Origin of the sequence: Vibrio gangliei (assembly GCF_026001925.1) — a bacterium.
GTDB classification, from domain to species: domain Bacteria; phylum Pseudomonadota; class Gammaproteobacteria; order Enterobacterales; family Vibrionaceae; genus Vibrio; species Vibrio gangliei.
The window spans coordinates 285,189-303,455 of the sequence record NZ_AP021869.1 but is presented as its reverse complement, the minus strand read 5'-3'; the positions used below and the strand labels follow the sequence as shown (position 1 = coordinate 303,455).

Annotated in this window: 18 protein-coding genes and 4 pseudogenes; 10 read left to right on the top strand and 12 right to left on the bottom strand. The window is 42.9% G+C overall.

The window, feature by feature from the left end; translation table 11 throughout:
- Positions 1–24 precede the first annotated feature (24 nt).
- The gene (locus Vgang_RS01405) at positions 25–1,398 is read right to left on the bottom strand and encodes a carbohydrate porin (protein ID WP_065675314.1); all 1,374 of its coding nucleotides are present in this window, start codon (positions 1,396–1,398) and stop codon (positions 25–27) included.
- 403 nt (positions 1,399–1,801) lie between these two features.
- Positions 1,802–1,867, bottom strand: coding sequence for a hypothetical protein (locus Vgang_RS17090; RefSeq protein WP_406708299.1), 66 nt, complete (start codon positions 1,865–1,867; stop codon positions 1,802–1,804).
- A 382-nt stretch (positions 1,868–2,249) separates the two neighbouring features.
- On the opposite strand from Vgang_RS17090, the gene Vgang_RS01400 reads away from it, so the two are divergent.
- From Vgang_RS01400 to Vgang_RS01390, 3 genes and pseudogenes are all read left to right on the top strand, one after another.
- Positions 2,250–2,624 carry a rhodanese-like domain-containing protein gene (locus Vgang_RS01400; RefSeq protein ID WP_038149449.1) on the top strand — a complete coding sequence of 125 codons (375 nt, stop codon included), beginning with the start codon at positions 2,250–2,252 and terminating at the stop codon, positions 2,622–2,624.
- Positions 2,625–3,012: 388 nt separating this feature from the next.
- Positions 3,013–3,261, top strand: a complete 249-nt coding sequence (locus Vgang_RS01395; RefSeq protein ID WP_105902569.1) for a hypothetical protein — start codon at positions 3,013–3,015, stop codon at positions 3,259–3,261.
- Positions 3,262–3,578: 317 nt separating this feature from the next.
- A pseudogene (locus Vgang_RS01390) lies at positions 3,579–4,045 on the top strand (IS5 family transposase); the annotation flags it as partial.
- A gap of 192 nt (positions 4,046–4,237) precedes the next feature.
- Here the strand turns inward: Vgang_RS01390 and Vgang_RS01385 are convergent.
- The 4 genes from Vgang_RS01385 to Vgang_RS01370 are packed head-to-tail and all read right to left on the bottom strand — an operon-like array spanning position 4,238 to position 9,006.
- Positions 4,238–5,257 (bottom strand): fimbrial protein, encoded by a 1,020-nt coding sequence (locus Vgang_RS01385; RefSeq protein WP_105902570.1) that lies wholly within the window; start codon positions 5,255–5,257, stop codon positions 4,238–4,240.
- Positions 5,258–5,277: 20 nt separating this feature from the next.
- Complete coding sequence (locus Vgang_RS01380) at positions 5,278–7,677, bottom strand: fimbria/pilus outer membrane usher protein (protein WP_211294050.1); 2,400 nt, start codon at positions 7,675–7,677, stop codon at positions 5,278–5,280.
- Positions 7,678–7,685: 8 nt separating this feature from the next.
- Positions 7,686–8,381, bottom strand: a complete 696-nt coding sequence (locus Vgang_RS01375; protein ID WP_105902572.1) for a fimbrial biogenesis chaperone — start codon at positions 8,379–8,381, stop codon at positions 7,686–7,688.
- Between the two features lie 58 nt (positions 8,382–8,439).
- Positions 8,440–9,006: a fimbrial protein gene (locus Vgang_RS01370; RefSeq protein WP_105902573.1), complete on the bottom strand. Its 567-nt coding sequence runs from the start codon at positions 9,004–9,006 to the stop codon at positions 8,440–8,442.
- Between the two features lie 298 nt (positions 9,007–9,304).
- Between Vgang_RS01370 and Vgang_RS01365 the strand changes: the two are divergent.
- The 4 genes and pseudogenes from Vgang_RS01365 to Vgang_RS01350 form a co-directional block, all read left to right on the top strand.
- Positions 9,305–9,519 (top strand): annotated as a pseudogene (locus Vgang_RS01365) (IS1595 family transposase); the annotation flags it as partial.
- Positions 9,520–9,663: 144 nt separating this feature from the next.
- A pseudogene (locus Vgang_RS01360) lies at positions 9,664–10,759 on the top strand (IS3 family transposase).
- Positions 10,760–10,817: 58 nt separating this feature from the next.
- Positions 10,818–11,051: a hypothetical protein gene (locus Vgang_RS01355; protein ID WP_157946025.1), complete on the top strand. Its 234-nt coding sequence runs from the start codon at positions 10,818–10,820 to the stop codon at positions 11,049–11,051.
- Positions 11,052–11,085: 34 nt separating this feature from the next.
- A complete protein-coding gene (locus Vgang_RS01350) occupies positions 11,086–12,144 on the top strand; it encodes an N-acetyltransferase (RefSeq protein ID WP_105902575.1) in 1,059 nt (352 codons plus the stop codon).
- A 32-nt stretch (positions 12,145–12,176) separates the two neighbouring features.
- Here Vgang_RS01350 and Vgang_RS01345 read toward each other — a convergent pair whose 3' ends face one another.
- Both Vgang_RS01345 and Vgang_RS01340 read right to left on the bottom strand, forming a co-directional pair.
- The gene (locus tag Vgang_RS01345; protein ID WP_105902576.1) at positions 12,177–12,689 is read right to left on the bottom strand and encodes an ATP-binding protein; all 513 of its coding nucleotides are present in this window, start codon (positions 12,687–12,689) and stop codon (positions 12,177–12,179) included.
- A gap of 59 nt (positions 12,690–12,748) precedes the next feature.
- A complete protein-coding gene (locus Vgang_RS01340) occupies positions 12,749–13,147 on the bottom strand; it encodes an ASCH domain-containing protein (protein WP_105902577.1) in 399 nt (132 codons plus the stop codon).
- A 159-nt stretch (positions 13,148–13,306) separates the two neighbouring features.
- On the opposite strand from Vgang_RS01340, the gene Vgang_RS01335 reads away from it, so the two are divergent.
- From Vgang_RS01335 to Vgang_RS01325, 3 genes are all read left to right on the top strand, one after another.
- Positions 13,307–14,329, top strand: coding sequence for a phage integrase (locus tag Vgang_RS01335; RefSeq protein WP_105902578.1), 1,023 nt, complete (start codon positions 13,307–13,309; stop codon positions 14,327–14,329).
- A 564-nt stretch (positions 14,330–14,893) separates the two neighbouring features.
- On the top strand, positions 14,894–15,145 hold the full coding sequence (locus Vgang_RS01330; protein ID WP_105902579.1) for an AbrB/MazE/SpoVT family DNA-binding domain-containing protein: 252 nt from the start codon (positions 14,894–14,896) through the stop codon (positions 15,143–15,145).
- Complete coding sequence (locus tag Vgang_RS01325; protein WP_105902580.1) at positions 15,145–15,495, top strand: type II toxin-antitoxin system PemK/MazF family toxin; 351 nt, start codon at positions 15,145–15,147, stop codon at positions 15,493–15,495. The genes Vgang_RS01330 and Vgang_RS01325 overlap by 1 nt, the downstream gene beginning before the upstream one ends.
- A gap of 210 nt (positions 15,496–15,705) precedes the next feature.
- Here the strand turns inward: Vgang_RS01325 and Vgang_RS01320 are convergent.
- The 4 genes and pseudogenes from Vgang_RS01320 to Vgang_RS01305 form a co-directional block, all read right to left on the bottom strand.
- Positions 15,706–16,020: pseudogene (locus Vgang_RS01320) on the bottom strand (integrase core domain-containing protein); the annotation flags it as partial.
- A 399-nt stretch (positions 16,021–16,419) separates the two neighbouring features.
- Positions 16,420–16,809, bottom strand: coding sequence for a type III toxin-antitoxin system TenpIN family toxin (gene tenpIN / locus Vgang_RS17085; protein ID WP_406708290.1), 390 nt, complete (start codon positions 16,807–16,809; stop codon positions 16,420–16,422).
- Positions 16,755–16,895 carry a hypothetical protein gene (locus tag Vgang_RS01310; protein ID WP_245879942.1) on the bottom strand — a complete coding sequence of 47 codons (141 nt, stop codon included), beginning with the start codon at positions 16,893–16,895 and terminating at the stop codon, positions 16,755–16,757. The genes tenpIN and Vgang_RS01310 overlap by 55 nt, the downstream gene beginning before the upstream one ends.
- A 530-nt stretch (positions 16,896–17,425) precedes the next feature.
- Positions 17,426–17,920, bottom strand: a complete 495-nt coding sequence (locus Vgang_RS01305) for a Fic family protein (protein ID WP_211294058.1) — start codon at positions 17,918–17,920, stop codon at positions 17,426–17,428.
- Positions 17,921–18,267 lie beyond the last annotated feature (347 nt).

The following is an 18,267-nucleotide window of genomic DNA, read 5'->3' as shown; positions in this document are numbered from 1 at the left end:
CTATCTAAACGATATATCAAGCAATTAGAACCAAGTTTCCATCTGCAGTGCAAACAGAACCTCGCCGCCCTCTCCCATCGTTGCAGCATCTGCTTCAGTGCTGATCGAGTAACCATTTAGGTCTTCACTCCAATCCACATAGCTCACAGCGAAACGCAGTTCTGGTCGGTCAAAGAAACCAGTGCTAGTTGAAAGCTTCAGTGTTGGTGCAACTGTCGCTTTGTAGAAACCGCCGCTCGCTTGCTCTGTCGAGTTGTCTAAATCCATGTATTGCAATGAACCTTCGTAAACCATCTCAAAGTTCTCTGTGAACTCTTGAGCTAATCGAACGTTTAAAGAAGCCCATGTGAACTCGTCATTCTTCTTCAAACGATCTTGGCTATGCTCTGCCATTAATGCAGGTGCTAAGCGCCAGTTGTCGCCAATGCGAGTGACACCGTAGCTAAACAGGCGAACGGCTTTCGCGTCATCCAGTAGATCACCATTTGAACCGATGCCTTTTAGCTCTGCACCTAGGCCGCTACCCACTAACATACCCGTTTTAGAGAAGCCTTCGCTCAGACCAAAGAAGTTGTCTCCATGGTATGCAAACATTGCGTGTACACCGCTTTCAGCTGCGCCATTTAGGCGGCTATCGTTGTCTGCTGAGGTCATACCGCTCAACATCACTTGCCATTGGCCAATACGGTTATTCATGGTTGCAATGTAGTTTTCTACATCTGTTGACGAGCTATCAATCTCACCAAAATCTCGGCCATAAATAGAGAAATTCGCTTTCCAGTTGTCGCTCATCTGAACGTCATAAACGCCCGCACCAGTACCTGATAAGAAGACAATATCCGAATCGAAAAAGTGAATATCAAAGTTGTCACGATCGAATCGTTTACCCGCCCAAAACGTTGCTTCAGAAAACGCTTCAGATTCAGAGAACATGCTCAGACGGTTCAGTTCTGAATACACTTGTCGCACATTCAACTGGCTTTCGCTGGCAGTCCACTCGTTATTTGTCTCAGTACTGTCGGCCAACATGATGCGAAACAAAGCACTAGAGCCATCGTCTGCAAATCGCTTATGAATCAAGTTCGCTTCAACGTAATGATCATCTTCAACACCAAGACGTCCAATTGGAGCTCCAATGGCACCAGCTGTCGTCATGTAAGGTCCAGTGCCTGTCGCGCCATTGAGGTCGTCGTTGATCAATAACCCAGAGCGAGCATAGCCGTGAAACTCAAATGAAGAAGCCTTTTCATTGGCCTCGGTAGAGACCTGCTCTGTTTGTGCAACCCTTTGTTCTAATTCATTAATACGTTGCTCTAATGCTGCAACGTCTTCACTTGCTAATACCGATGTAGTCATTAGCCCCATTGTTACAGCAACCGCTAAAATGTGTCGTTTCATTCTGATGTTCTCACGTTAATTGTTTTGGGTTGTATGCAAACGTTCCCAGAATAATTCGTAAGCGCATTTCGGCTTATACTTTTGATGTATAAGCTCTATATCGAAGAAGAAATAGAAATCAGTCGTGTTGATTACTTCACTTTTGTATCTGAGTGGATGATAGATCGATAATTTCGGGAACGTTACCGGAAATGCATAATTCTGATAACTTTGTCACAAGTGAAATTGATTAATGGGCGAAAAATAGTGTATCGCGCACATTGAAGCCTTTTCGAAGGTTTGAGAAGGGAGGTGCGCTCGGACAAAATAAACAACTTCTGACACATACTTTTCAGTATCAAAGACCGGTGCACTGTGACCAACACTTTTTCAACAAAAAGTTGATTCTCTACACTGTACTTGTCTAATAATTGCTGAGTAACTCACTTTGCTCTAGTGATACTGGTTTATCTAAATCGCCATGAAACATGATAAACGGTAGCGAATTTTCAGTGATGTAATATAGGCTTCAAGTTCGCGAACAGACTAAGCTCTTAAGCTACATTTGCTTGCTGCATTTGTATAGCACTAATTAGACGTCCAACAGCCGGTTTTACCCTAGCATGACGCTGCCTCTATAAGTGCGTTATTTCAAGGGGGAATTTGGATAACTTTTAGTCGGGCAGTTCATATTAACAAGGTATAAATGAGTATTTACTCTGAATGACTTCGGGACAAAGGCGTGTTTGCTATAGTCGGTTCGCATCACCTCTGCCAAGTGAACTGACAGAGGAAAAGTGACAAACTTTATTGTAAGTGATCAGACTTTATTGGACTCGATGAAACTATATTGTCTTCTGACAGGGGTAATTATGTTTGGAGTTAACTGGAAAGCGGCGGGGCTGGCGTTCATGCTGGCTTTGCCTGTGGGTCAGGTGTTGGCGAGCGAGCGGGCTGAGCAGGCTTGGCGGATGATAGATAATGGCGCATTGGTGATTGATGTGCGCACGACGCAGGAATACGCTGACGGCCACTTACCCGAAGCGCGTAATATTCCTCTCAGTGACGTTGGCACTGGCTTTCATGATATCGATAAGCAGCAACCGATTGTGGTGTATTGCCGCAGCGGTGGTCGTGCTGCGATGGCAATGGAAGCGTTGCAAAAACAGGGCTTCACTCACGTGCACAATGGTGGCGGACTGAACGAAATGCAGGAAACTCAGATGAACACCGGGCCGCTGAATTAGCCCTGTTTAGCACAATGATTTGATTTGAACGGGCCAAACCGCCCCGTTTTGGCTTTATCACTCTCCGCTTATCCCGTTACTGCTTTGTGACATGAGCAATCAGCGTTGGCTTTGCTGGCTGCTCCAGGCTTGACCCAGGCGTGCCAGAGCTTTCAGTACTTTAATCAACCAGCTATCACTCCTTATATAACAAAGTAGGTTGTGAACAGCGGTCGCGAGCAGTAGACTTGCACGAGCTAGAACGCCTGACAGTGTCTATCGCACGTTGATATGTCCGGCGTTGAGCAAATCAGAAACGTCCGGTTTAGCGATATCAAAGAGTAAAAGTAAACATTATCCTTTCATTATGCTACCGTAAAATCGATATTAAATTTGATGGAGATAAACAATGAACAGCGGTTGGGCTAACTTCTTTCCGTACTTTGCCGGAGCTCTCAAAATTATCGTAACAGCGATTGGTGCCTACTTTGCGATTAAATGGCATTTTGATGAAGATCGCAGAGTGAAGGAAGCGGCAGGTGTGGTATTTGAACCACAAAGCTCTTTGAAAAAATTGTTAAAGATGCTGGCTATCCCTGTCATTCTGACCGTTCTGGTCGTTGCCGTGGTTTACGCGACGAACTGGTATTTCGACTGACCACCTGTGTGAATACCATCGCTGCTTAGCGATGGTAAGTCGTGTATCCAAAGTATGAGGTAAGGTCCATGAGACATCTTTAGACTGTGACTCATCGTTTGTCAGCTAAATCATTTTTGGACAGAAATCATTTAGAGTCGATGCTCTAAAAAACTCTCTATTCATTACTTAATGTATTCTGACCGAACCGATACTCCCACTAAAGTGGAAGTCAATGATAAATAAATATGCAAAAGGTGAGGTTTCACCTCTTGCCTATATTAAAATTATGCTGCATACCATCCATCAGCCAGCACTTCAGCTTGATCGAGAACTAGCAGTGGCACTTTGGCATGAAGGCCCACATTGGTGTCGATGCCAAGAGTGGCCTGACCCACAGCCTAGTCACCACCGCGGCCAACGAGCATAACCTCAATCAGCTGGGTAATCTGCTGCATGGAGAGGAGCAATTTGTCTCAGCCGATGCCGGCTACCAAGGGGCGCCACAGCGCGAGGAGCTGGCCGAGGTGGATGTGGACTGGCTGATCGCCGAGCGCCCCGGCAAGGTAAGAACCTTGAAACAGCATCCACGCAAGAACAAAACGGCCATCAACATCGAATACATGAAAGCCAGCATCCGGGCCAAGGTGGAGCACCCATTTCGCATCATCAAGCGACAGTTCGGCTTCGTGAAAGCCAGATACAAGGGGGTGCTGAAAAACGATAACCAACTGGCGATGTTATTCACGCTGGCCAACCTTTTCGGGCGGACCAAATTATACGTCAGTGGGAGAGATCTCACTAAAAACTGGGAATAACGCCTTAAATGGCGAAGAAACGGTCTAAATAGGCTGATTCAAGGCATTTACGGGAGAAAAAACGGCTCAAACATGAAGAAATGAAATGACTGAGTCAGCCGAGAAGAATTTCCCCGCTTATTCGCACCTTCATTAAATGACTTATCCTGTTCTGAGCGTGTCAGCGACGGCGCCACTTCTTAATTATAGGTAACCACAAACGTCGCACTCGCATTCGCCTGACCGGCGGTAACCGTCGATTCAGTCTGAATGTATCTTGCCTGATACTGGAAACTGTAGGCCGACTCACTACCTTTACTTCCCGACCAGATTGTCGCAGGTTCATTCAACACTATCGGGACGCTATTTTTTAATACCTGGACTCCAACCCCGGTCGCGGAACTATCATCACCACTATCATCTATTTTTATAATACCGTTTGCCGCGTGATTACCATCAGCCGTTGCATTAAATTGCATAAATATGTTACCAACATTCTCGCAGGTGGTAAGATCTATATTGAACGGTACCATATTGGTGGTACTCCCAGGCCCCATAAATACGGACCTATTGTGTCTTCCCAAATTAACTTTAATATCAGCGTTACTGATTTTGCAGGTTGGGGACTTTACCGTAATGCACAATCCTTTTGCACTAAACTTTAAGGCGTTGACCCCCTCAAGATAAATATCACCGAGATAATCATTCAGGCAATACTGGCCTGGAGGTGGTAAACCGCTGGTATCAGGAATGCGCCAAAAATAAATAGTGGGTTTTTTGCTTTCTGAATTAAAATACCTGCCCCCAGAAAAGGGGCGTGCTGTTGGATAAGGCATAAAAAGGGAATCGAAATCAATACCATCCTGTTCACCCATTTGAAAACTGTAACCAATCCCCGGTAGACGATCGATACTGTAAACATATCCTGGCTTGCTTTGATAAGCCGGTCCAACGGGAGCGCCACCAATACTATTGTAGCCACTCGGTTCTGAACCACTACAAGTTATATTCCATTCCGTATTATTGGTCAGAGCCATGCCGCCATAGGTGAATAATAAATCTCCAGGCTGGCGATTAAGTATATCTACTGTAAAATATTGATTAGCCAGATTGATGCTATATTCAATTGTTTTACCACTGGTCATCACGCATGCAAGTATTGTGGGGATATATCCTAGATACAGGAAAACAGATAACCCTAGTATCATTTCTCTTTTCATTTTTTGTCTTCCTTAATCATCTATTTGCAAAGGTTTCGGCTGGTCTGTTGATTAACGGAATACGCAAGCTGGCAACGCTGAACACTATTGTCGCCCCAGACCACATGTAAAACCCCCTTGATGTCCGGGACTCTGGCATATAGCAGCCCTCCTTGACCCACGGCCCCGATGGCTATTCCTTTGCTGTCAAAGACCTCAGCACCCAATGGCGGCGTATTACCATCACTGAGCGTGACATTGGCAAACCATGGGTAGCCAGTACGGGTCGCAAATTTTACCTTCACGGCCGCGCCTGAGTCAGGAACGACGACCGTGCTACTTGATACGATCTCAACTTGATCGCTAATTCCTTGCGGATCGAGATCCAGCCAGTTTTCTGTAAATGGGTTCAGATAAGGGATAATGGTGTAACCACGATTATCCACTGGACGTCCAATACGGTTGGCCACCGTTGCACCGGCAGCCTTAGGGGCCTGTACAATGGCGAATGTTTCACCAATATCAGGTGTCGCAATCACCCCTCCTTCATGCGCAACTAACGCGCCGGAAGTCCCAAGGGAGAACTGCTGTTGATTCTTGCCGGCGCTGGCGCTCGCATTCAGATAGGCATAATGAGTTCGGTAACTACCGTTTACTCCAATGGAACTCTCATGGCCCCCTTCCTTTGGCATATCGTAACTTGTCGTCAGGCCATAGCTGAGTTCGTTCTTTTCACCCCGACTCCCAGTATAAGTCGCTTGTAACTGGTTGCCGTTATTCTTGTCATAATTGAAATGAGTATGAATATTGCCATTACCGTTAATAGGTATAGAGAAAGAAATTCCGACTATTTGGTTATTTTTATGGTTAGCATCCTGACTTTTCTGTGCATAGATATAGTAGCCCAGGCGTTTATAATTATTCGAATATCCTAGCTGATAGGAGTGATAGGTACCATGCTTCCAGTTTTCACTCCATATGCCATAAAATGACAAGCTACCGCCGCCGATTTGTTGCGATAGATTGGCTGTATACTTTGTCATTTCGCGGTAAGTATAGTTGTCATGGTTATTAGCCGATGCCGCATCACGAATTGAAATATACCTTGCATCGTTACTGTGACTCATTGATAAGGTAACTCGGGTATCACTGGTCAATGATTTTGTTGCCGAAACGCGCCAGCGATATCCATCCAGCCAGTCATTTTCAACAGTTTTCCAGGAGGAACGCGAAACATCGACAGCCAGTGCTCCCCAGTAAGTATTTAATGCACTACCGACAAGAGTGGAGTAATACCCATCGGTTCCATTTACCCCCATATAGCCGCTAATATAGTCATTAAAACCATACTGCAGAGTTAATTCTCCGAATCCCGGACGGTTTGAGATATAGCTGTCATCCAGATATCCCATCGACAAATCGTAATACAGCGCCTCCTTACGAACCAGGCCAGGTATGGAAGCATAAGGCACAGTAAACGTGTCCTGGCTGCCATCGGCCTCATGAATCGTCACGATCAGGTCGCCACCTGAATTCGTTGGATAAAGGTCAGCAAAGGAGAATTTACCTGGCGGAACGGTGGCCTCATAGAGTAAGGAACCATTTTGAGTGACGGTGACGCGCGCGTTTGTCCTGGCGATTCCCGTTACCGTGGGTGCAAAACCACGTCGTGACCCTGGCAGCATCCGTTTGTCAGTCGCAACCCTGGCGCCCACGAAGCTGACGCTGTCGAAGAAGGTGCCATCTGTCCATCCCTGCCCGAGCCTAAGGGTTGAGCTCAAATCGAAAAGGCTTTTCTCGGCGTATGTCGAAATATTATCCCACTGAGTATCGTTATCATTTGCCTGATAATTAGACTCGTGGTAAAAGCGCCAGCCGTAAGCGCGAAAACTACCATCAAGCCCGACATAACTGTAATTATGACTATCGCCATGATTGATGCTCTGATAACTATTCGCCTGATAACGTAATACTGCTGCTGGAACACCAACATCGATACTCTCAGGATTAATCTCGCCTCGATACTTCGGTTTTTGTAACGCCTGCGGGATGGTTAAATTTAACGCATTCTCCCCGACGTCATAATGCCATGAAATGCCAGCATTGATCTGCGATAACGGGAGACATGAAGCCTTTTCTGGCCACGTTTTATCTTTAAGCCTCATCACTCTAAATAATACTGGTGTTATGCAGGGTTCAATTTTTTCTCCCACCTTCTGTAGCTCGAATTCAACTTCGCTCGCATACGAACCATTTAAGTAAAGCTTACTGCGATACTTCCCGACATTCATCGGATTACCATACTTAAATTTCTGGAGATCGATATGTGTCGCGTTATGCAAATGCGCACTATTGAAATTAAATGCGTCTTCTGACCATGCAACACCCCATGGTATTATTATTATTATTAACCCAACATTGATCCCCATGAATTTCATCATAATGTCCTTTACTGAGGATAATTATGAGTCACAACAGCTCCATAATCATTGATGGTTGTGAAGCTGAACTTACCTGGCATGGCTTTCAGTGTATGCTCTTTATTATTTATGCTCATCGTTGAAAATGGCGCCACCATACCAGCAGGTTGTTTATTCCCATTAATCGTGATGCTATCAATGGTGATGTACCATGGAGATGGGTTATTCACAAAGAGTGTGTTATTATCATTGTGAAATTCCCAGGTTAAAGATTTGGCAGCCTCGCTGACATTTCCCTTTAATGTTATCGGACGATAAAATAACTTAATACGTGAACGAATCGATAACTGTAAATAGTTGCTACCTTGACTGTTTTTAGGCTCTGGCGGTATATCCAACATGTTAAACCAGTACAATGACTCACGATCTTGTGGAAGCGCGGCGCCGCTAAAAACCAGACGATAGGTCTGTCCTTTTCCTGGTTCAACACGAATAATCGGCGGCAGAACCACAAAAGGCGCCATGTCTTTGCCTGTATTATTTTGTATTGTGCCACCATCAACCCATACTTGCGTCAGTGACGGCATATCCCCTGAATTAGTGACTCTGACTGATACCTCTTTCCGGTCAGATGGAAAGATCACTCTGGTCCCATCAATGACAATATTTGCATTCGCGAAAGGTATATATACGAATAAAAGAAACGTAAAAAAGTAACGAGTCATATTTCAACACCTCCCTGTTCTCTGAGCAGGCAGCCCCTGCCGGAGCTGCCTTAACGTCTTACGGATAAACGATAGTGAAGTTCACGTAGGAACTCACTTTCCCAGCCTCAGCGGCATTTGTCGCAAAGTAACGTGCATAGAAAGGCAGTGTCGCAGAACCATCGACAGGCGTCACGACCGTTGAGTTACCACCCGTGACTTTTCCGGTCGTTGGATCAATGGTTTGGTTTGCAAGGTCAATTACACCATGATTATTATTCAGTAACTCGATATCAACATTATCCGCGCCACCAGAGACACCAGCAGGAATGGTATTTTTTAGTCGCCCCTCCGTTGAGACATATTCATTCGGTTCAAAATAGACCGAAACACCTGAAGCAGTTGTACAATTTTCAAGACCAATAGTGAAAGGTGTTGTCCCCGCAGTTTGATTCGCGGCAGACAATGCAGACACCTGAACAGTGGGTAGTGTGACAATTTTATCTTTATCACCGCTGATGACAGTACAGGTATTAGTAATAATTTCACCATTGAAGGTCACTTTTCCATCAGCAGCCAGCGCCACTGTTGGAGCAAAGATCATTACTGCCGCTGCTGACGCCATTCCTTTGATGAACGTGTTCATAATTAACCCCTTATCTGTAATTTTCAATTAATTTACCCCTTATCTGTAATTTTCAATTAATTTACGTAACACTCATCATCAAGCCACTTAAAAAACACAGCGAGATCCTCGAGGCATCACATTAAAATATTGAAATACGTAATTTTCATTACCTATGATCCATTTTGGAATATTCTTTGCGTATTCCATTGTAACTTTGTCTCTGGCATTTGTTCAAGGCTAAAAAGTACCCGATTACCACTTAAACTCCACTCCATTGAACTACACTTATTGAGAGTGAGTTTGAAGGGTATCCAGCATGGCGAAGAACAAGGTTCAATTTCAAAAAAAAGCATTTAAATTCATAGGTTTATATTGATGCACGGTAACGAAGAACAATGCCATCATCAAGCTTCTTTGACAGCTGGAACGCTGTTTTCCGCTTCAAAGTTACCGCTCAGAACGTGGTTTTTGGCGATTTACCTTATGACTCAAGGGAAAAATGGTATTTCTGCACTTGAACTTTCCCGTCAACAGTGCACTTATTATCTGAATTTGCGGTTAAAAACTGGCCTAACTATTGTATTGCTACTAGAGTATTAGGCTATCTAATGCATGATCCGCACCAGCAGTTTTGGACACCGAGTTAAGTGAGTACAATCACTAACGAGGTGAAGCATGACAAGCAAGAAAAAACGTATTATCCATTCTCCTGAATTTAAAGCAGAAGCACTGAAGCTAGCAGATAAAGTGGGAGTCGCTGTGGCAGCGAGGCAACTCTCGTTACACGAATCTCAGATCTACGGTTGGCGTAAGGCCGCGAAGAAAGACACCAGTACCAGTCAGCGGGAAAAAGATCTAGCCGCTGAAGTCGCCAAGCTTAAAAGGCAATTGGCTGAGCAAGCTGAAGAGCTAGATATAGTAAAAAAGGCCGCCACCTACTTCGCGAAAAATCTAAAGTAGATTGCTACGAATTTATGCTCGAAGTGGGTTTTATTACTGGATTAAGCACCGCCACAAGGCTATCCAGCGCGAGGCAAATCGCCAAGAGCTTGATATCAAGGTCAAGGAGGCGTTTGACAGCAGCAAAGGCCGAGATGGTGCGAGGCGCATTCAAAAAGAACTGGCTGAGAACGGTAATAGTCATAATGTTAAAACCATTACAGCCAGTATGAAGCGTCAGGATTTGACTCCGAAAGCCGCACGTAAGTTTAAGTGTACAACAGACAGCAAGCATAAAATGCCTGTTGCTCCGAACCTGCTGGCTCAGGACTTCAACGCAGCGGCTCCGAATCAAAAGTGGGCGGGTGACATCACCTACGTTGCCACAAGCGAAGGTTGGCTGTACTTGGCGGTAATTATTGATCTTTACTCAAGACAAGTAGTCGGCTGGTCTATGGATACCAGAATGACTGCTACGCTGGTCTGCGATGCGCTATCAATGGCCTTGTTCCGTCGCGGATTCCCTGAGCAAGTTATCGTTCACAGTGATCGAGGTAGCCAGTATTGCTCAAAAGACTATCGAGACCTCATGACCGCTTATAATCTAAAACAAAGTATGAGTAGAAAAGGAAACTGCTGGGACAACGCTTGTGTTGAGAGCTTCTTCCATTCAATGAAAGTTGAAGCGATCCAATATGAGCCGATCATGACGCGAGACGAGATGCGCCAAGCGATCTTCGAATACATAGAGGTTGATTATAATCGGACGAGAAGGCACAGTGCTCTTGGGTATCTAAGCCCAGTTAACTTTGAACAACAAAATGTCGCTTAATGAAGTGTCCAGTCTGGCTGGAGCAGATCATGGGTTCTCAATTGACAGAACTCAAACCATGTATGGTTCTGATAAATGGGTTATTTCATACGATGGCGATGAAGACGAGCCAGAGTCTCTAAATAATCGAACTAAGCAGATACTAGATCTCGTCATTAAGAAGACGAAGAATATGTATTTCAATGAGTTCATTGATTACGTTTACTCTACATATCCGGTGCAAGCTCAAGATCGTTACTCAAACCTCGACCTAGTAACTCTGGCTGACGAATTTTTAGAAAATGAAAAATAACTAAAACGTGAAAACAAAAGGCTAAGGTGTCTATATGGAAAGACTAGTAATACAAAAATTTTCAGAAGTAAATTTAGATGACCCATTTTTTACTACTCTAAAAGCTGATTACGCTGAGTTCTCAGATTGGTTTTATAAGAAATCTGACAACTTAGCCCTAGTGTTATACAACGAACATAATTTGATTGAAGGTTTCTTATACCACAAGTTTGAATCAGGTCCTGGTGATGATACGAACCCGCTATTGCCAAATACCAATCACATGAAGGTTGGCACATTCAAATTTAACCCAGTGCAAACACGCCGAGGCGATCGATACCTTAAAAAGATATTCGACTACGCGCTTTCGTCTATCCCGAACGTGGATGACATCTATGTGACCGTTTTCGCTGATAAGCACCCACATTTAGTTGCCTTATTCGAAAAGTATGGTTTTACAAAATATGGTACAAAAGTGACACCTAACGGTACTGAACAGGTATTGCTTAGAAATTTAAGTGTCAAACATGGGGATGTTGATAAGGACTATCCATATGTGAAAACAACGGGTAACAACAAGTTTTTACTCAGCATCTATCCCAAATACCATACAGCTCTATTCCCTGATTCTCGTTTATTTACCGAATCTCCTGACATCGTAAGAGACATATCGCATTCAAACAGCATCCACAAAATTTACATTTGCGGAATGGAAGGAGTAATGCAGTTTCAAAGGGGCGATGTGATAGTTATCTACCGAACTGGGGATGGCAATGGTGCGGCAGAATTTCGTGCAGTGGCAACATCTCTCGGTGTAGTTGAAGATGTACACCATATTTCAAAATACGAATCTGAAGCTGATTTCTTAAACTACTGCGGCAAGTTTAGTGTGTTTAGTGAAAAGGAACTCAAAGATATCTATCGCTCTAAAAAGTATCCTTACATCATCAACTTTACCTATAACGTTGCATTTCCTAAACGACCAATCAGACGCTTATTAGCAGATAATGCTGGGCTAAACCGAAATGATTATTGGGGTGTGATGCAACTCTCCGATGCTCAATTTAATGCCATCGTAGATTTGTCAGAGCTAGATAAGAAGTTCTTGTACTAATACTAAAGGCGCCTGTTATGGCGCCTTTTTCTCTATGCTGTAATCCAACTTAGCAATTCGTTCACATCACTACCTGATTCAAAATTAATCAAGGGGATGCTACGTGAACTTGCAAAGTCCTGTGCCCGATTACACTCTGCGACCTGCAAAGTTCGCAGTGTTTCAACACTTAAAGCGTCACCATCTCGAGCTTTCAGCCTTTCATTCACTATTGTCTCGTCACAGGTAACATTCACAATTTTAGCAGGCTTGATAGCATCAAAAGTCTCATAACCCAGTTCAATAACCTGTTCATCTTTCCCGACTAAGCAAAAGTGTCCATCTAATAAAATGACCTCTTCAGTAATCTTGTTTAATCCAGATAATAATGCCAATTGATTTTTCTCAGCGTTAGAAACGACTTTACCTGACTCAATGTAACTAGAGTTCTGCTTTATCAGATCACTACATGCATAAATAGGGTAGCCGACAAGCTCTTTTAAAGAACGACATAGCGTCCCTTTACCAACACCATGAATCCCTGAAACGAAGATGATCTTTGACATATTCCCTAGCCTCTTAATGGATACAAAAAAGCCAAGCATAGCTTGGCTTCGAATACTTTCTAATTAACACAAAGATTGGAAGAAAAATCTAGATACTTAAATGACTGCGGAGCTTTAAAGCCGCTATCTTCTTTATAAGGATCAATTGGTTGCTCATATCGCTTAAGGTCTTTAATTTCAATTGCATAGGCCATATCTCTGTTAATAAAGTATTCATCAAAGAACTTTTTATTGATGCCTGATGCCTGTTTTGTTTGTTCCCACAGCTCTTCTGGATGTTTAGCCCATATATGACCAATTTTAAACTCGCCTACGATTTTTCCTTCTGGCATCGTTGAATAAATAACCACAGTTTGAACCTCTGGTCTTTTAAATACTGCTTTTCTATATTCGAACAATTTTTCACCAGAAAAGATTTTCTCGACAAACTCTGGTTTGATGGAAAGTAGTGCTTTCATTTTAATACTCTGGATTAAATTTTCTAACAGCAAATATTAAACGCATATGCTTTTTTTTTCATCCTCAAAATCGACTTATGCGCCACGAACAAAAATGAACATTGCATATTTGAGATCCAATGATACTGTATATAAACACAGTATCAGGTAAATTATTATATGTCTACCCGCAACTTAAAAGACGGCAGCAAAAAACCTTGGCTCTGTGAGTGCTATCCTCAGGGCAGAAATGGGAAACGCATTCGCAAACGCTTTGCTACTAAAGGTGAAGCAGTTTCCTTTGAACAGTTCACCATGCGCGAAGTTAACGACAAACCCTGGCTTGGTGACAAACCCGATCACCACCGATTGTCTGAGTTAGTCGAATTGTGGTTTAAGCTACATGGCAAGAATCTCAAGTCCGGTGATCACACTCGCCTGCGTCTAGAAAACATGGTTTTAGATTTAAACAACCCGATTGCTTCACATCTTAACTCAAAGCAGCTCGCTACCTATCGTTCTAGTCGTTCCAATAAAGGTCGAGGCCAGCAACACAAAGAACTTTCCATCGCTTCGAATAATGTGGACTTTGGATTGCTAAAGGCGTTGTTCAATAAGTTGATAAAGCTTGGAGAGTGGAAGCTACCTAATCCGGTTGATGGGATTGAGGCGATTAAAAAGCCGGAATCTGAACTCGCTTTCCTGACCGAACAAGAGATTCGTCACTTGTTTGAAATGGCTCAACAAAGCCCGATTGGTGATGAGCTGACGAAGATATATAAAGTGTGCCTGGCGACTGGGGCGCGTATCAGGGAAGCGATTTATCTGAAGGGTTCTAACCTGACGAAATACCGCATTACCTACAACAACACCAAAGGCAAACGGAACAGAACGGTACCGATTTCCGAAGAGTTGTATAACCAAATCTATAAGCCAACGAATGACCGACTTTTCACTTGCGGTTACGGCGTGGCGTACAAATGGTTAACTAAAGCCCTTCCCCACTTACCAGAAGGACAAGCGACTCACGTTTTACGTCATACCTTCGCGAGTCACTTCATGACGAATGGCGGCAACATTCTTGTACTAAAGGAAATCCTCGGTCATCAGCATATCGACCACACGATGATTTACGCCCACTTTTCACCAAACCATTTGAGTGATGCGGTAAGGTTTAATCCGCTTACGGCTCTCAACATCTAGCCGCCAAGAATGGCGACAAAATGGCGACATTGCTCATCAACACCCACCATTTACCACCAACATTCATATATTGGCGATTTCATAAAGCTAGTAATAACAAGGGATAGCTAGGTTTCACGGGGTTTATGAATATCGCCCTACATAATAATATACTACTGTCGCTTGCTATGAGAAACGCGGCTTCGGCCCCACTCGTAGACAAATGAATTCAAATAGCCCTTTCTCTTCCGCTCATAGAGTATTGATTGCAGGTAGCACGTAATAGAGCCACTAGCTATAGTGGCTTTTGTCGTTTCTGGTATTCGTCTTATTCACACCTAAATAGCGAATAGTATTATCGACCTTAACGTGGCCAACTGTACCGCTCGTATATTTTTAGTCTACTATCAACAAGGCTGTTGAGAGGGGTGTATTTAAGCTAAGTAAGTGAGCGTAGCGTAAACCGAGAACAGGGGCATTAGCTCCCGTTTTTTATGCCCTTATAAGCGTTATAACATTTGTTGTCACTCAAGGTTGGTTCATATATACTGTGTTAAAACAATTGTTATAACTGGAAGTCACGTAATGAGAACTCAAGTCCGAAAGATTGGTAATAGCCTTGGTAATATCATTCCATCGGCCATGGTGCGCCAACTGGAGCTGAAAGAAGGCTCTGAGCTAGAAGTAAAGTCAGAAGGTGGCAAGATCATCATTGAGCCAATTAAGCGTCATCGCCCTAAATTCATTAGTGAGGATGAATTGCTTAGTGGCAACATCTACACGGCAGACGACAACCTGTTGCCGACAACACATCTTGATAATGAGTGGATTGATTGATGGCAGGGTACGTACCAGAGCGAGGCGATGTCATTTGGCTGGACTTTGAGCCAACTAAAGGCAAGGAAATTGGCAAGTACCGCCCTGCTCTTGTGTTGTCTTCTAAGCGTTATGCGAGAGAAACGAAGTACGTCATTGTGTGTCCTATCAGCACTTCAATCCGAGGTAATGCCATGGAAGTGCCTATTGATGGGCTAGATCGCCCATCCGCAGTGGTCTCGACAGTGGTTGGCACATACTCATGGAAAGACAGGAAAGCAAAGAAGATCACCAAGGCTAAGCCTCATGTTGTAGACGATGTATTGCTGAGACTGATTCCAGCCATTGGTGCAGAACACCTATTTGACTAAAAAAAGAGCGCCACATGGGCTAATGCCGATCAGTTAAGATAAAAATGATCGGTTGAACGATCCTCCAACTAGTTTATTAAGGCTCTAAGATTTCAAACTTAGAGCCTTTTATTTTGCAACTCACTACAGCCCCCTTCACTCGGCCAATTGCTATGCCCCAAATACAGAGCAACCTGGAAAGTGTAATGATCCACTAATACTGGAGAGTTCTTAAGCCGCTTTTTTCATCTGAATATATTGTTCATGCGGAGCAATATAGTTTAATCCGCTGTGTCACCGTTTGTAATTCTAAAAAGCAATATAACTCTTTACTTCAGATATCACCGCGGGGTGATTGATAAAGCTCAGCATATTTAAATGCTCCGACTTTAATACTCTAAAGAAACGCTCCATGACTGAGTTATCCCAACAACTGCCTCTGTGACTCATACTTTGCTTTATATTTAAAGGACTTAGACGATTCCTATAAGCATGGGAACTATAGTGGCATCCTTGACCTGAATGAACCATTAATTGAGTTGTATTTGGCTTTTTCCTGATAATCGTACCATTACAGTGAACACTGGGCTAATATTCATAAGCAACAGTAGCAAAGTGGTTTAATCAGCAAACAGTGGTGTTGTACCAACCAAAGACGACCAAGTGATCGAAGTTGAATCAGGGCAAGACATCTATCTGATTGAAGATTACGACAAAAAAATCATCGTCGAAGATCGTACTGAACTAGTCGAAAATTAGTTGAATACCAATTCATCGTTCTTAGATAAACAAGCAACGATATGCTATTATAAAATATGAACACAGTCAGCTACTTGATTGGATTTTGAGTCAATCAGAGCAGGGGAGGGCAATGAATAAATACTCAATATTCGTGTAGTCGTTAGATTTTGATACTCGTTTGACTTCATTACATCTTTCTAAGTCTTATAGACCAAGTTCTGTATGATAGTTCACTAATGTAGTAAAACGATATTCGTTGCTGTTTAGTACTCGCTGATCATCTTTTTGAACTGCTTTGATATAACGATTAACATACTTATCAAACTGCTTAGTAATATGGCCTTCTTTTCCTAGCAGCTTTTTACCTACGTCTTTACTTCTCAATACAAATACGTCTTGTGTAACGTGTTTACCATCTCGAATCAACATAGCTTTCGAGTAGTCTAACCCCATACCTTTTACACTTCTATCTCCCGTATTCACTTCTAAAATGAATGAAGCTCTGTGTTTGATATATGAGCGAACGGGGATAGCAAATGTCAGTTTATAGTGATTGAAACGATACCGTGTCCACGAACTTTGTTTCCTGACCATTGTTGCGTTTTATGGTCAAAATCTAATGCTTGTATTATTTTTGGATTATCGTTGTAAAACGATTCATCTAGTTTTTTAAGTTCCATCTTTAACCTTGCAGAAACAAAAAAACCCTGTAAAGACAGGGTTTTTCAGGTAGACAAAATACAGGAATTTAAAGTTTTAACGTGCGGATATTCCTACCACACAAACAAACAGGAATTTGAGCGTTTTACGTGAAGATGTTCCTACTCCACAATCTACAACTTAAATATTACTCTTTTTTAGGAAAAAGTCAAGATCGAAATGCTTGTTATAAAAGGAGCTTTTGAATATGTACTCACAGTCTAATGATTTCCTAGAAAAACTCAACTATTAGCGTTTGACAATAGGTATGTCACACTTTTCCAATAGCTTAGGGCAGGTTCACCAGTCTCAGATCAAGGCATCAACATACTGTTCCTCATCCGATAGAAACATTTTAGTGTATTAGGGATAGCACGTTTCTGTCCAAATGAGTTTAAGAAGACATGCTAACTAACGAAGTAAGAAGCATCAGGCAGTACAAACTACGAAATTTAAGGAGCTTTAACGCCTTTAACAGTAATCCCCACCTAGTTCTGGCGGTTAGATTTTGTCACAGCCCCCTATTCGTATCGAATGATTGATACTTTTGAGCAACGGCGGTGTCTGTATATTCACCATCTACAGAGTTTTCTATACTTTGACCATCTAAACCACGAATACCATTTATAGATTCCACCCAAAGATCTCGATCTCGATCTCGATCTCGATCTCGAGTACCACCTATAAACTGACATAAATAGTTATCCAAAAGCCCTTTTGATGGGGACTCAATTTCAGCACTTAAGGCTCTTAAGTAATCCGTTTTATTAGTTTTATGCCAATCAATTGAAAAACCTGCCCGATGACAAAGTTCATTATGAATAATTAACATAGTACGTCCGTTCCCATCAAGAAATGGATGTCCATACGCAAAAAAGCCCATAACCTCACCAGGACGCTGACGCATAATCTCTGCATTATTCCCGAGACGCAGCCCCTGCCCACGGATAGAATGCTTCGAATAATATCTTATGAACTTCCAAGAAATCTTCATAACAATTTTCATTGACCGCTACACCAAAGACAGATAAGGCATCCATGTATTTTTTCATCTAACTTAACCACCGCCAAGACAGCACGGTATAAAAAACCACCTGAGACAGTTTGATCAAAAGGATCACGAAAATGAGACGTTTTCGATCTAATTAAAACCTATAAAAACAGGCGCTTACATTAAACCCACAATAGTGACGCCCATTGGGAGAGCCTCCCCCTATTCCTTTCCAGCCTTTATCCACCAAGCCTTCCCAGCTTTCCACTCCATCCCCTTGAGACAGAAAAATCACTCAAATCAGAACAATGAGACGCACTGGGCCGAAAAAATCTGAGTATGCATGTGGCAAAAATGGCATA